We start from the raw sequence: 15,750 nt of genomic DNA, 5'->3' as shown, positions 1-15,750 counted from the left end.
TGCACGGCGGCCCTCACCCCGGGGACGCTCACGAGCTACCGCAACAACAGAAGTCTGCGGCCGGGGGTGACGCCGGTGAGCCTTGAGCTTTCCTCCAGCGACACGAACGTGGGGACCATCCTGAACACTCCGCGCGCCCTGGGGCCGGGACAGGCATGCACCAGCAGTCTCACCCCCAACTTCCAATTCGACCCGATAGGCGGGGGCACGGCCACGATCTCGCTCACGACACCGGCGGGGTATGCAACACCGAGCAGCCTGGCCCAGACACGTACGGCAACGGTGACTGCTGCGGGCATCACCTATGTCTATCCGAACTATCAGATGGCGAAGGACACGCAGGACGACGGTTTCTACGTGCAACTGGGAGCTCCTGCTCCGGCCGGCGGGGTGACGGTAACCCTCACATCGAGTGATCCGACCAGACTCCTGCTTGCGCAGAATAACTCTACCAGCGTGGGGAGCGCCTCGATCACGGTCAATATTCCTGCCGGACAGTACTACGCGCACTATTCGATCCAGGCCCTGGCCGACAACGGCACGGTGACGGTTGAGGTAAGCGCACCGGGCTACACGGGGACGAACGGCTCACACCCGCTGACGCCGCTGGGGTTCTACATCTCCACAGGGGACATCTCGACGACGACCCTGTCGGCGAACACGGCAGTGACGGTCTGCACGGCGGCCCTCACCCCGGGGACGCTCACGAGCTACCGCAACAACAGAAGTCTGCGGCCGGGGGTGACGCCGGTGAGCCTTGAGCTTTCCTCCAGCGACACGAACGTGGGGACCATCCTGAACAGTCCGCGCACCCTGGGGCCGGGACAGGCATGCACGAGCAGTCTCACCCCCAACTTCGAGTTCGACCCGATGGGCGGGGGCACGGCAACGATCTCACTCACAGCACCGGCGGGGTATGCCACGCCGAGCAACCTGGCGCAGACACGTACGGCAACGGTGAATTAGCGCTTCAGCTTTACTTGAGAGCATATTATGAACAGAAAGGGCCTCTGAAAAGGGGCCTTTTTCTTTTAGTCATCTGGCAGGCGGAAAGTCCTTTCTCAGCCAGTGTCCGAGTATTGCCGCCGGAGCTGCAGTCGGAGAGCATTACTCAATCGATTATCCGTGAGCTGCAGTGGACGAAGGAAGAAGCACGGGATAACATAACGCAAGCTCCTTTGCCTTTGCCTGCTGCCGAGAAGGCATGCAGCGGGCAGTGAAGTAGAAAAGGGCGCCGTCCATCGAGCGGCGCCCTTTTTTATGTGTTCAAAACTGTTAAGTTTTTCGACAATTTGTCGAAAAACTTAACACTCTCCTCTCCTCCCGCGCAGGAAGTCCTTACACTTTCCTTTGAATTCAGTATCGGAAGACTTGGCATATATTTTGCGTTCGCATCTATAAAAATAATCATATAACGTAATTGCTTTGGTCGTGTTGCGTTAAGATCAGCAAAGTCTGGCGGGGCGGTGTAAGGGGGTAGCGGGCAGAGGTGAGGAAAGCCGGCTATGTTGGAAAGGAATGCATGCTGACGATGCCGTTGCGATTTCTTACCGTATTAGTTATGTATCTGCTCCTCTCTCTCGGCAGCGAGGGTGAAGCAGGTGTTCCCGTCATCTCCCGCCTGGAAGTTACCGATGTCACCACCCGCTCTTTCTCCGTATTCTGGATAACCAGCGAACCTTCAATACCCTCTCTCCTCGTCTACCAGAGTGACTGCGCCACCCCTGCTTCCGAGGTCCAGATAAGCGTCGCTTCCAGCGATGCCACGGGCATACAGAAGGCGACCGCTGCAGGGCTCTTACCCGATACAAACTACTGCTTCCAGACGGCAACCACTTTGAGAAGCACGGGTGACACTGCGGTCTTTCCGCCCAGTCCGGTAGTCGTTAAGACAGAAAGAACGGTAGCCCGCTTTGTCCAGCAGGAGACAAAGCTCGTCCCCTTCGCCAACGATCTCCTGAGAATTCCCCCTGTCTATCTTCCCGCGCCCGCCGATTCCCCTGAAGGAATCATCGCGATGCTCAGCATTCTCGGCAGCAGGTCTGCGCGTCCGCTTTCGGTCTTTTTTGCCGGTCCATCAGACCACTATGCCAATCTCAACAACCTTTTCGATAGTTCGACGGGAGAGAGCCTTGATCTCGTTGGCGGGGAGCGCATGCTAATCACCGAGCTCCACGGCGCGTCAGGGTGCACGATCGAGCGGTATCGAAAAGTGCCTGCGGATAACGGCATGACGCGGGCAAGGGATATTCAGGGAGGGTTTGTTCCACAGGACCTTGACTGTAACGATAGCGTGAATATCCTCGATATTCTCCGGGCAGTACAGTGGTTCGGCTCCTCCCGCGGCGCTGCATGCTTCAATGCCGATGCCGACCTCATCAATGACGGCACGGTCGATATTCTGGACATCTTGAACGTGGTAGGGAGTTTCAATGCGGCACGTTAGGGTGAATGCAATAACTGCCGTTGTGTTCTGCCTTGTGGCTCTCGTCGGCACGCCATTGGCCGAAGCGGTGGAGGTCAGCGTAACTCCTTCAGCTTCTACTGCCTACGTTGGCGATGAGCTCCTCATTGCGGTGCAGGTCGATACAGTTTCCGGCCTTGGAGGATTTCAGTTCGGATTCACCTATGATCCCGCGATTCTTGAGGTCGCCGCTCCGCCTGAAGTCAATCCGGCCTTCGATCAGCAGTTCAAGAAAGACTTCGACAACACAGCCGGAACCGGACTGATCGCCTCGTTTGCACTGAACAACACGGCTGCTGCCGGAACCCCCCTTACCTTGGCTACACTTCGTTTCCGCGTAAAGGCTGCCGGCGAGTCGGCACTATCCCTTCAGAAAGTAATACTGGGCAAAGTCGGCGGGGTCGAGATATCCTCGACTTCAACCGCGGCTCAGGTGATCACCAAACAGCCGCCCCCGCGGCTTACCATTGCGGTCACCAATCCTGCGGGGGGAACGGTCATCGGTCCTAACATCAGCTGCCCCGGCGACTGCACAGAGCTGTATGAAGCCGGTACGGAGGTGCAGGTCGAGGCAAAGGCGGCAACCGGGTACCACTTCGCAGGGTGGTCGGGAGATCTCACCGGCACGGTGAATCCTGTTACGATTCTCATGGACGCGCATAAGTCGGCAGCCGCACTCTTTGAAAAAGATATCTATACATTTACTGTTACCAGAGTCGGCTCCGGTGTAATACAGAGTACCGACGGTCTCATTCTCGTAAATGACGGAACGCTCCCCGTTAAGGACTTTTCCTATGAGTACGGTTCGACTATCGTGCTGGAGGCAACTCCCGGCGCCCATCATCTCTTCGGAGGGTGGTCCGGGGCCTGCACAGGACTAACCGGCACCTGCACGGTTCTTATGGATATGCCCAAATCCGTGGCTGCCAACTTTCTCTCCGACATCGATGGAGACGGTCTTCCCGACCGGTCAGACAACTGTCCCAATGATCCGAATGCAGGACAGGAAGATATGGACAGCGACGGCGCCGGTGACGCCTGTGATCCCGATATCGATGGCGACAGCGTGCTGAACGAGAGCGACAACTGCCCGCTTGTCGCCAATGCTGACCAGGCGAGCACCAATGGGTTCGGTTACGGCGATGCCTGCACCGCCATTCATTGTGTCTCTACAGCGCAGCAGCTCCAGGATGCCCTGACCGTGGCGCAGTCGAATGCAAGCAACGACATCGTTAAGCTTGCCAGGGCAACCTACTCGGTCAGCGGCAACCTCAACAGCCGGTTCTCCTATGGGGCCGATGAACCTTACAGCCTGGTGGTTATCGGCGGCTATGAGAGCGCGTGCATGTCGAGGATGGTCAATCCCGTCACCACTGTTTTGGACGGAGCAGGGTTAAGCCAGAGCAGCGCAGGCGGCGTCCTCTCGCTCGTGGATAACGGAACCTCTCCGCTGGTCGATATAGCGGTAGAGGGAGTTACCCTCCAGAACGGAAACTCCTCCAGCGCGGGCGGCCTCCAGATTGTGTCGGGCAGCGGGATTCTGCGCATCAAGAGTACGATCATCAGAAACAATACCGCACAGAATCACGGCGGGCTCTTCGCCTCTACGAGAGGCGGCATTAGACTGACCAACTCCGTCATTTCAGGAAACAGGGCATTCCAGAGCGGCGGCGGGGCTACCCTCAGCTCGACTCAAGGTTCGATCACAGTGGTAAACAACACTATTACCAGGAATACTGCATCGGCTCTTGGCGGAGGGATCGCGCTTGTTCTGGCCGGCGAGACCGCGTCCGCCGATGTCTACAATAGTATTGTGTGGGGGAACTCGGCCTCTGCCGGCGGAGACCTGTCCCTCGAAAACAGTGCGGGAGGCAGTATTACAGCCTATAATAACGATTTCGATCCGGGCAAGCTCTCGGGGGTTTTCAGCGCTGAAGGCAGCAATATCAATGCCGATCCGCTCTTTATCGATCCGGCAAACGGCTATCATCTCTCGAGCAATTCCCCGTGTGTGAACAGCGGAGACAATTCAGCCCCGTCCCGTCCCTCTCTCGATATCGACGGCGACGCGCGTGTGCTGTCGGCTGTTGTTGATATGGGCGCAGATGAAATGCAGTCCTATACATTGACGGTGCAGAAGAGCGGCGCCGGCAGCGGCTCGGCGACGAGTTCGGATGGAAAGATCGACTGTGGGATGAATTGTGCGGCGACGTACGCAGCGGACAGTCCGGTCACGCTTTCCGCAAGCGCCGCTGCCGGTTCGGTCTTCTCCGGCTGGTCAGGGGGAGGATGCTCCGGCACGGACACCTGTAGCGTACCCATGAATCAAGATACGATCGTACAGGCTGAGTTCACCCGTCTTGTAGATAACTACAGAATTTCAGGGAGCGCCTATAACTACCCCGAGACCGCTGCCTACCGTGCTACGTTCTCTATGGATGCGAGCGGACCTGAAGGAGCTTCAGGGTGGTTGAAATACTATTACGCGAAGACGAGGATGAATTTCGTCAGCACGGCGGTGACGTCGGTTTCCGTTTCGGGCACTACGGTGACGATGAGCGGGACCGGTACGGTCAATGGAGCAGGGGGATACACCTTTACGGCCACCGTGACCGACGGATCGCCTGACAGCTTCGGCATTACCATCCGGAAACCGGATGGCACATTATACTATTCGGCAGGCGCCAGGAATGCGAGCGGCGGCGACCTGCTGCTGCAGATGCAATAAGGACAAGGAGGAAGATGGTATGAGAAGGGTACTAACGACAAAATTGTTCCTGATTACAGTGATCATTATGGGGTGGTTGGCCATGTCCGGTGCGGTCTATGCTCTGCCGATGGCTGATCTCGTCTACCAGGAGACGGATATTGGAGGAGGCCAGTGGCAATACGACTATACGCTATTTAACCTGTCCGACCCCGGATACAATCTTTACGACGTCTTTTTCCTGGTCGATTCCTCGGTCACGATGAGCATTGAAGCGTTTGCGCCTGACTGGGACGGTTTTGGCGGAGCAGGCTTCGGTGAGATATTTTCACTTGACCCCGGCAGTGACATTCTGCCAGGAGCGTCTCTGGGAGGCTTCAGATTTATATTTGACAGCCGGGTGGGGAATATCTTTTTTGAAGCATTATTTACCGAACCGACGGGACTGGAGGCGCCCTTGATTGTCCCGGGTGTGACCGCTCCCGCCGGCGCTCCCGTTCCGGAACCCTCGACCCTGCTGATGGTGGGTGCAGGCCTGTCCGGCTTATGGTTTTTAAAAAGAAGACGATAACGCAAGGAACGAAAAAAGAAGCTGAAGTCTTTCCGGAGAAAAGATGAGGAGATGTCGTTGATGAGGGGCTCGCGCATGAAAGGTATCGCCTGGCTGATGGTGATGATGCAGATATTGTTCCTGCTGTCGCCGGAGGTGACAGGACTTTCCGCACCGGCGCGGGCTGCGTCACTCTCCATTGCCGACGGCGTCACCGTTAAGGGGAATGCCGGCAGCCAGATAGTGGTCCGCGACACACTCAATGCGGGAAAGGCTGCGATGACCTCGCAGAAACCCGCTCCCGCACCGGGAGACTGGAAAGGCATCAAGGTGGAGCGGTCGGCGGCGGGTACCCAATTCAAGGGAACGCTCCTCGAATATTGCGGTGCGGAGGGCAGCGCCGGGCTCGAAGTGCGGCATAATGCTCCCCAGATCAGGGAGGTGGATGTCCGGAACAACAGCGGCGCCGGCATCCGTTTGACCGACGCAGCATCTCCCGTTATCCAGGATTCAATGATTACCGATAACGCACAGGGGATCGTAACCGAGACCGGCTCGAAACCCTCAATTACTAATTCAATACTGAGCGGCAACATAACTGCAGTCCTTAATCTCGATCCCGGCCAGACGCTTACAGCGGCGGGCAACTGGTGGGGACATCCAACAGGCCCCCAGGATACGTCTGATGACCGGCCCTCCGGCCTCTATAACCCGGGCGGATTGGGCAATCCCGTCAGTGACGGCGTGAACTATTCCTCGTGGGCAGCGGCCATTCCGATTCTGGGATCGTCATTCTCGATCGCCGAAGGAAGCCTGACCAAGACATCCGAGGTGACGCTGAACCTCGGCTGCCTCACCTGCACGGAATTCAGGGTGAGCGAAAACTCATCGTTCACGGGGGCGGTGTTCCAGCCCCTTGTGCCCAGCTTCCCGTACACCCTTTCGTCAGGCGATGCCTTGAAAACGCTTTATGTGCAGTATCGCGCAAGTACCGGTAATACCAGCGCCCCCCTGAGCGCTCAGATCCGGCTGGATACCGCCGGTCCCGTTGCTTCAGTAACAAATCCGGCTAACAATGCCGTCGTTCGGAGGCCTGCCACCCTCTCTGCTTCGGCCACCGATCCGGCAGGAGTCAGGAATGTCGAGTTCTACGTCGACGGGACATTGCTCTGCAGCGATGCCTCGACTCCGTTCAGCTGTTCCTGGGATATCGCATCAGTGCTCGATGGAGGCCATACTATACTGGTCCGTGCTTACGATACCCTCAATCACATAAGCGAGGTCGCGGTGCCGGTGAGCGTTGCGAAGACCCCGCCGCAGGCCCCGGCAATAACCTCGCCGATCAACGGCACGGTCCTCAATACAACGGCTACGAACATTCTGGGAAGCGCGGAACCGGGCTCCACGGTATCGCTCTATATCAATAATATCTTTGCAGGGCAGGTGACCGCCAACCAGATGGGGCTCTTCCAGTTCTTCAATGTCGCCGTATCCGAGGGCACGAATTATCTGAGCGCTACCGCCTCTGACAGCATCGGCACCAGTCCTCTCTGCCAGGCCGTCGCCCTCACGATCGATACCGGAGCCCCGACAGCGCCGACGATATACGGATCGGGTGCATTGGCCGGAGGCAAGATCAAAGTCGACTGGGCGCCGGGAGCGGGCGAAGTGCCTACGGCTTATAGAGTGTATCGCTCAACAACGTTGTTCAGCTCGACCGCACAAGCGACGCTTGCCTATAATAACCTTGGAACGCTGACCATCACCGATACCCCCGCGCTCGATGGAACGTACTTCTACGGCATAACCGCTCTCGATGGAGCGGGAAATGAGAGTCCGCTCTCAAACATAGTGAGTGAGCAGGCGGACAGGACGGCGCCGACCGCTGCCGTTCACTTCACTCCGTCTTCACCGGTCGGTCCGGGCACAATCGGGGTTCAGCTCATCACCTCAGAGCCTTTGGCGACCGCGCCTTACCTCGGTCTTGCCCCTGCCGGATTGACGCCGACGCCGATCGATCTGGCACAGGTATCGCCTACAGAGTGGAGCGGCTCCTTTGCCGTGAGTGCAGCGACTCCCCATGGCACTGCTGTTCTCAGTTTCTCGGCCAAGGACGGAATGGGGAATAAAGGCACGCAGATTACCGCCGGATCGAGCATCATGATCGATACGAGGGGACCCTCGGGCTCCGTACAGGTCACCCCGTCTCAGAGCATTTATAAAACAGGGGCCGTCAGTGTAGGCCTGACGCTTAACGAGGCTGCGGCCCAGACGCCGGTCCTTCAGTTCAGGGGGCCTTCGGGATCACTCGCTGCCGTAACCCTTTCAGGCTCCGGTGCTTCGTGGAGCGGCACGCTCGACATCACGCAGGCGATGGGCGATGGAAACGGGGTCTTTGTGCTCCAGTCACTGGATAATCTGGGCAACATTGGTTCAGACGTCGTCTCGGGGGGCTCACTCTCTCTCGATGTAACACCGCCGACTGCACCGACTGCCCTTGCAGCAGCCTCCAAACCCGAAGGGCGTATCAGCCTCGCCTGGGATGCGGGACAGGATGCTCATTCATACAGGGTTTACCGTGTGCCCTCCACCGATCCACTCCAGCTGCCGGCGGCCCCGGTCGCAAGTGCGCTCAGTGTGAAGAGCTATCTCGATTTGCCGGCTGCTGATGGCAGCTACCGTTACGCCGTTACTGCCATTGACCAGGCAGGAAACGAGAGCGCGCTTTCCGGCAGTGTGACCGCGCTCTCTGATCGCGCTGCTCCCACACCCCCGACGGGCCTCGCGCTCTCTCTCGTGGACAGCAATGTTCAAGCGACATGGAATGCTCCGATAGGGGAGGCTGCGCTGAACTACAATCTCTATCGCTCAACCTCGCCGGTCCTTTCGGTTGCGGGAATGACCCCGGTAAAGAAAGGGATTATCCAGCAGAGTTCCTCCGATGTACCTCCTGCTGATGCCCACTACTACTATGCAGTGACTGCACTTGACGGCTCCGGAAATGAGAGCCAGCCCTCGGGGACGGTCATGATCGTCTATGACCTCGCTCCACCGGTAATCAATGTTGCGGGAGTCGCCGATGGGCAGTTTGTATCCGGTGCGGTGACTCCGACGGTGACGATCTCTGATGCGAGCCTCGAAAGCACCACCCTTACTCTGGACGGCATGCCGTATACGAGCGGCGCACCTATCGGAGGAGAAGGGGCGCATCTGCTTCATATCGAAGCGAAGGATACGGCGCAGAGGACGACGACAAGGAATATCCAGTTTACCATCGACCTCACGGATCCGCAGGTTGATATCGCCAACGTGATCGGCGGCGTACATTATACCGCGCCGGTGACCCCGGCCGTTACGGTTTTCGATCAGAACCTCGAGACGACAGCTGTCCTTCTGGATGGCGCTCCTTACCAGGCGGGAACGGTGATCGGCAGCGACGGAAGCCATACGCTCATCGTTACCGCACGGGATAAGGCCGGCCGCACGAAAACAGCATCGGTAGCGTTCACTATGGATGTCGCCTCGCCGCCGCCGTCGAATCTGAGCATTGTCGCAACCCAGCAGGGACCGGCTTTGCTCACCTGGGGGGGCCCGGCTTCGGGCGATGTCGCCGGCTATCATGTCTACAAGAACGGACAGCGACTGACAGGCTCTCCCCTGGCAGCGCATACCTTCAAGGATGATTTTTACAGCAATACCGCTCCGGTCCTCTATGCGATAACTACGGTTGACACGACCGGCAATGAAAGCGCTCCTTTGCAGGCTACCGTCATTCCTCTCGAGGTGGCGCTCACCGGGTATGGCCGTCTGTACGGTAGCGATGTCAGGATGAGCAAGCACTATATCGAGAGCATCAGGGCCGAGGTCCGCAACCGCCATGCCGCCGCAACGACAGTCGGTCCGTTGACCTTCGAGATCCGGGACCATGTCGGCACCATTGCCGAACTCACTCAGGCCGGCACCGTCTCTCTGCCTTCAGGCGACGCCACGACACTGGAAAAAATAGTTCCCGTGGGCACCGGCATTGTGGACTACCGGATACTCACTATTTCAGCCGCTCTCCCGGGCCAGGCCAACACGTCGGTCAAGTATGTTGCGAGCTTCAATCTCAACGCCTTCGATCCGGGAAGAAAAGTTGAGGTCGTAAACGATCCCCTCATCAAGGGCGGCATGGCCAAAGTGCGGCTCAGTATTTACAACCATGGCTCGGTCCCGATCGAAGTGCTGACTGCGCTCGGAGGAAATCCTTCGCCCGAAGTTTATGTGCTTCTGAAGGATAGTGACGGAAATATTCTGGCCAAGGGTAATCTTAAGCACGATGGGATAGGAGTCCTGAACTACAGCGGCTATTCGCTCGCCGAGATACAGCCCGGCGGCAGCTTCCTGAGCAAACCCGTCGAGTTCGTTGTTCCTTCGAACATTCCCGACAGGGTGTACCTGGAGGCATTCGTATCGAAGATATACTATCACTACAACAAGCCGGAACAGGTCACCGGTGAAGCGCTGAGCGGTTACAGCATGGTTACCGTGAGCAATGCCTCTTACTATGCCACGGTGAGCGCCGAACACTCAGTCTATGATCAGGATACGCCTGTAGTGTTGAACGGCGAGGCGCGCGACACGCTCACCGGTGCGCCGGCGGCTCATGTGCCGGTCAAGATAGGCATAGGGGTCAAAGGGTTCGACCGCTACCTGTCAGCTACCACGGACCTTTTCGGCAAGTTCAGTGTTACCTTTACTCCCGTTGCAGGTGAGGCCGGCATCTACCGGGCCTGGGCGACCCATCCGAGCGTTTATGACAAACCGGTACAGAGCACCTTTACCATTCACGGCGCCAGCTTCGATCCGCGCACTGTCAACCTGAGGATGTCGAAGAATTCGAGCTTCACGATGCCGGTCTCACTCAAGAACCTCGGCGAGACTGCCCTCACAGCAGTTCAGTTAAGCGTGGCGGGAGGGGCCGGAGTTGCCGGAACACTGGATAAGGATTCGCTGGATGCGCTGGCGGGCGGATCGTCCGCAGGGCTCCGCATAACCATGACAGCGGCCTTTGATGCTCCCGACACGAGCTCGGCAACGGTCACCATGACGACGACGGAGGGGATAACGAGGACTCTTAACTTCAATATTGAGCTCCTGCCGGCGCTGCCGACGATCGACACCGATCCCGACTTCCTCGAAGTGGGAGTGAACAGGAACAACCTCAAGGTGGTTACGTTCAAGCTGAGGAATGTCGGCTTGGCTCCCCTGGAAAACATAAGGATCCAACCGCCTTCACTGCCGTGGATCGGTATGGCGACGGCGACCGAGATCGCTTCGCTCGCCCAGGGCGAAAGCACGGATATCAGTGTCATATTCAGACCTGCCGATGCCGTTGCCCAGGGGACCCATTCGGATAAACTCATCATTATGAGCGATAACCATGTGCCCTATACCATGAACATCTTTACTACGGTGACGGCAACCGAGAGAGGAAGCGTCCACTTCAAGGCGGTTGATGCGCTCAATGAGCTCGTGAAGGGCGCAAGCATCATCACCGGCCACCAGGTGCTGAGCGGCGTCATCCTCACGGGACATACCGACACGAATGGTGAAATCGAGTTTGCGAACATCCCCATAGGGCTCTACAATTACAAGATTACGGCGCCGGGCCATGAGGTTGTTACGGGGACTTTCGAGGTTCTCCCCGACGGCGTGACGCCGGTCGATGTCTTCATGAATAACGTCTTTGTCACCTACGAGTGGAGCGTGACCCCGATGACGATTACCGATAACTATGAGATCAAGCTCGAGGCCACCTTCGAAACGCAGGTGCCTGCGCCGGTGCTGACTATAGAGCCGGCTTACCAGAGTCTGGAGCTCGAGATCGGCTCTACGTATATCGGCGAGTACATTGTGAAGAACCACGGCCTGGTAGCCATTGACGATGTGAAGATTACACCGGCATTCGGACCCGGACTGAGTGTAGAGGTGCTCGTGACCGAGCTGCCGAGAATCGGGGCGGGAGAGACCGTAGTCATTCCGTACCGGATTACCGTGAATCCCTTCAAATCGCCCGAGCCGGTCAACCCGTGCAGCGACATACCGGTTCAGATAAATGTGGGCGGCGGCTACTACTGCCTCTTCGGCACCTGGACCGGCAGCGGTGTAACGGCCTCGACGATGGTCAAACCTAAGGACCGATACGATCCCCTCGGGCTTTGCGATACGGAGTGCGACTGGTGCAATTGCCTGGTGCATCCGACAGCGGCCTCACTCTGCAAATGCTTAAAGACCAGAGATATATGTACCTGTTCGGGACTCTTCGGGAATGATGTCGCCGATGCCGTGTGTGATTGTGCCAAGACGTTCGGCGGCGATGCGAATGCCCTGATCGGCTGCGCCGAAAAGGTCGTGGGAGGCGCTGCTATATCCGGGCTTAAGGCTGCCGCCAGTCTGCTCGATGCCTTCAAGAACGGCTTCTCCTGCGGGCTCTGTCTGCAGAAACTGCTGCCCAGCCTTCCGACCTTGTCCACTTCCGCCTCCGGCGGCAGCGGCGGCGGGGGTAGCTGGGGCGGCTACGGATCACCCGGCGGCGGTGGCTTCAGTGTAGGAGGCGGGTGCAGATGATGAGGATGAGGACCATTACATCCATAGCACTGCTCCTGTTGTCGATTCCGGTGCTCTTCGCGGCACGTGCCGCCGAAGCTGCGGGCCCTGTCTGCGCGCGGGTCAAGATCGAGATCCTGCAGGAACTGGCGCTCGAGCGGATCGCCTTCGACGCCAAGCTCATCATAACGAACAACCTGCCCGATCAGCCGCTCGAGAATGTGAGCGTTACCCTCGATATTACCGATGAGAACGGCAACGATGCGAGCGCAATGTTCTATGTCAGAATAATGAGCATGCACAACATCAACGCTGTCGATGGGGCGGGGCGGATCGCTCCCCAAGTCGCGTCGGAGGTTCATTGGATACTGATTCCGTCGCCGGGAGCAGGGGGGATAACACCGCTCGGCAAGATATACCGCGTGGGCGGCATGATCAATTTCATGGCTAACGGCAATCCCCAGGAGATTTCGATGCTTCCCGATTCGATTACGGTGAAGCCCCAGCCCGAGCTTCTGCTCGACTACTTCCTGCCTCGGGAGGTCTGGGCGGATGATCCCTTTACGGGCACGGTTGAGGCTCCCATTCCTTTCGCTCTGGGCGTGCGCACAAAGAATGCCGGCTACGGCGTCGCCGCGAAGATGAGCATCAGCTCCGGGCAGCCGAAGATCGTGGAGAACAAACAGGGACTGCTCATCGACTTCAGGCTCCTCGGCAGCTCGGTCAACGGTCAGCCCGTAGCTCCGACGCTCAATCTCCCTCTCGGGAATATGCCGCCCGGCGCCTGCGTTATGGGGAAGTGGGACATGATAACGACGCTCTCGGGCAAGTTTGTTGATTTTACCGCGAGCTTTACCCATGCGAGCGACCTGGGTGGCACACTGACATCCCTTATTCAGTCTGTCAATACGCATTTCCTGACCCGTGAAATGCTTGTTGACGTCCCGGGCAGCGACTCGATTCTCGATTACCTGGCTTATGACGACCCGACCGGTGACAGAATGCCGACGAAGATCTTTACCTCGGACTGCGCCGAGCAGCCGGTCAATGCGGTTGGAGGGACGCTTACGGGCCTGCCTCAGCCCGGAGACCCGTCTGTAGCGCTCACCATGACGCCGATAAGCGGCTGGGTCTATACGAAGATCGCCGATCCTGCCGAGGGGAGGATCCCTCTCGTAAGCGTCGTGCGCTCGGACGGTAAACAGCTCAGCAGCAGGAACTTCTGGGTCAGCGAGGAAAAGCCCACCGGCAAACAGTCCGAACAGTCCATCTTCTTTGTCAATGTGATCGATTACGAGACCACAGGAAGCTATGCGCTGACCTACGAGACTCCTGCCGCTGATACGACGGCACCGGTTACGGCCCTTATTGTAGAGGAGCCGCGCTACGGCTCGGATCCCGTTTATATTACCTCGCTGACCAATTTCCTGTTTACCGCAACAGATGATATCAGCGGAGTGCTGTCGATGCTCTTTAAGCTGGACGGTGGTGCGTATGAGCCTGCGCTTCCCTTCAATTTAAAACGTCTCATTTTCCGCGATGAGGAGCGTCCCGGCCTCCATACCATAGAATACTATAGCGCTGACCGATCGGGAAATCAGGAATCGCCGCGGACAATGCATGTGTTTGTCGACGATGCGCCGCCCTCCATCGGTCAGCTTACCGCTGCGCCCGCGGTGATCATCCCTGCCGCACCAGCCAGTTCCGGCAAACCCAAAACGACCACGCTCTCTGCTTTGGCAACCGACGCGATAACTCCTATCGACATCATCTGCGAAATCGCCGCCGGTGTAGCGACGAATGATGCGACTTTCGCCTCATTGCCCGTTGTCGCTACTATCCCGGGCACACTCTCGAGCGGTATAAAGAGCACCATCACCTGGGACGGCAGGAACAGCAACGGCTTGCTTGTTTCAGCCGGAGTCTACACGGTGAGGCTGACCGCAGCCGACAAGCTCGGAGCGAAGGCCTCCGCATTCACTTCGGTAACGGTGAACGAGTTCCTGGCCACGGAAGTGCTGTCGCAAAGCGGCGCCGATCAGATCAATCCTGCCGTATCAGGATCACGGGTGGTCTGGCAGGATTACCGCAACGGCAAGTGGGATATATTCCTTTACGACCTTGACAGCCAGGCGGTCCAGAACCTCACTCAGGGAAAGCTTGCCGATCAGGTCCGGCCCTCTACCGATGGCGACTATGTGGTCTGGCAGGACAGATCGGCGGGGAATTGGGACATTGCGCTCTACAATCTGGTAAATGGAAGCGAGACGGTGATCGCGGCGAATCTGAACAATGATACCAACCCCGTCGTCAACGGCAACAGAGTTGCTTACCAGAGCGGACCCCAGGACAACCAGGACATTTATCTTTATGACATCACGACAGGGCTGACCACGAGGATCACCGATGCTGCAAGAGATCAGATCAATCCGTCGATTTCCGGTGACAGGCTGGTGTGGGAGGATTACCGCCACGGCCTCGGAGAAATCTACGGCTACGATCTGCCTATTGCTGCCGAGTTCAGGGTGACCGATAACATCGCGAATCAGACACACCCTGCATTGAACGGGGATCGCGTAGTCTGGGTCGACCAGCGGAACGGTAACAGGGACCTCTACGCATATACTTTCGCCAACGGCAAAGAGATAGGCCTGACTCATACGTCTTCCGACGAGGCCCAGCCCTTCATAAGCGGCAGCTACGGTGTCTATGTCGATTACGCCGCCGGACTCTCCAACCCCAATTTATCTCTGATGCATCTCGCGTCGCAGCGGACGATGCCGATGACCGCTGATCCCCATCTCCAGGAGCAGCCGCGGCTTTCGGGCAAACGCATGGTCTGGCAGGACAACCGCTCCGGCGTATGGCAGATATATGCTACTGAGGTCACGTTCCCTCTCGCCGCTCATATCGAACGGGGCTTTAATGTTGTAGCAATCACAAAGGACATGAAGCAGCAGTACGGGAATGCCTTCGGACTGCTCACTGCGTGGAAATCGCTCTCTGCCATTGATTCGGTCTATGCGTATGATGCCGACCTGGGCGAGATGAGAAAGGCGGCATATGATGCTTCCGGTGCGCCGACGGGCGTAAACTTTACACTCGGAGACAACATGGCACTCTATGTCGAAGCTTATGCCTCTGCGGATATCGATGCCGGTGAACTTACGGATTGCACGCCGCTTTCCCTTAAAAGCGGACTCAATCTTGCCGGTTTTGCCTGTGTTGCCGACGGGTATAGGGCATCCGATATGATCGCAGCCCTCGGTCTCGATGCCGTCTACAGCATTTCGAAGTTCGATAATCTCAGCGGCAGGTTCGTTACGACCGGCGTTCATGACGGAGCAGTGTCAGGAGAGGATTTCGTCATCCGGCCCGGAGAGGGTTACATCATTTATAGCAGCAAAGATATTACGAATTGGGTGCCTTAGGGAGACAAAT

The 15,750-nt window shown here is 57.7% G+C and carries 6 protein-coding genes; all 6 read left to right on the top strand.

Annotation, left to right across the window (positions count from 1 at the left end):
* The coding region (locus AB1805_01810) for a hypothetical protein (GenBank protein MEW5744164.1) at positions 1–966 on the top strand (966 nt) is incomplete at its 5' end.
* Between the two features lie 595 nt (positions 967–1,561).
* Positions 1,562–2,446: a hypothetical protein gene (locus tag AB1805_01805; GenBank protein ID MEW5744163.1), complete on the top strand. Its 885-nt coding sequence runs from the start codon at positions 1,562–1,564 to the stop codon at positions 2,444–2,446.
* Positions 2,433–5,192 carry a thrombospondin type 3 repeat-containing protein gene (locus AB1805_01800; protein ID MEW5744162.1) on the top strand — a complete coding sequence of 920 codons (2,760 nt, stop codon included), beginning with the start codon at positions 2,433–2,435 and terminating at the stop codon, positions 5,190–5,192. The genes AB1805_01805 and AB1805_01800 overlap by 14 nt, the downstream gene beginning before the upstream one ends.
* A 19-nt stretch (positions 5,193–5,211) precedes the next feature.
* Complete coding sequence (locus AB1805_01795) at positions 5,212–5,742, top strand: PEP-CTERM sorting domain-containing protein (protein ID MEW5744161.1); 531 nt, start codon at positions 5,212–5,214, stop codon at positions 5,740–5,742.
* Positions 5,743–5,817: 75 nt separating this feature from the next.
* Complete coding sequence (locus AB1805_01790; protein MEW5744160.1) at positions 5,818–12,330, top strand: Ig-like domain-containing protein; 6,513 nt, start codon at positions 5,818–5,820, stop codon at positions 12,328–12,330.
* The gene (locus AB1805_01785) at positions 12,327–15,740 is read left to right on the top strand and encodes a hypothetical protein (protein ID MEW5744159.1); all 3,414 of its coding nucleotides are present in this window, start codon (positions 12,327–12,329) and stop codon (positions 15,738–15,740) included. The genes AB1805_01790 and AB1805_01785 overlap by 4 nt, the downstream gene beginning before the upstream one ends.
* Positions 15,741–15,750: the final 10 nt, after the last annotated feature.

The organism is Nitrospirota bacterium, from assembly GCA_040752355.1.
Lineage (GTDB): Bacteria > Nitrospirota > Thermodesulfovibrionia > Thermodesulfovibrionales > Dissulfurispiraceae > JBFMCP01.
This window is presented reverse-complemented; position numbering and strand designations above follow the sequence as displayed.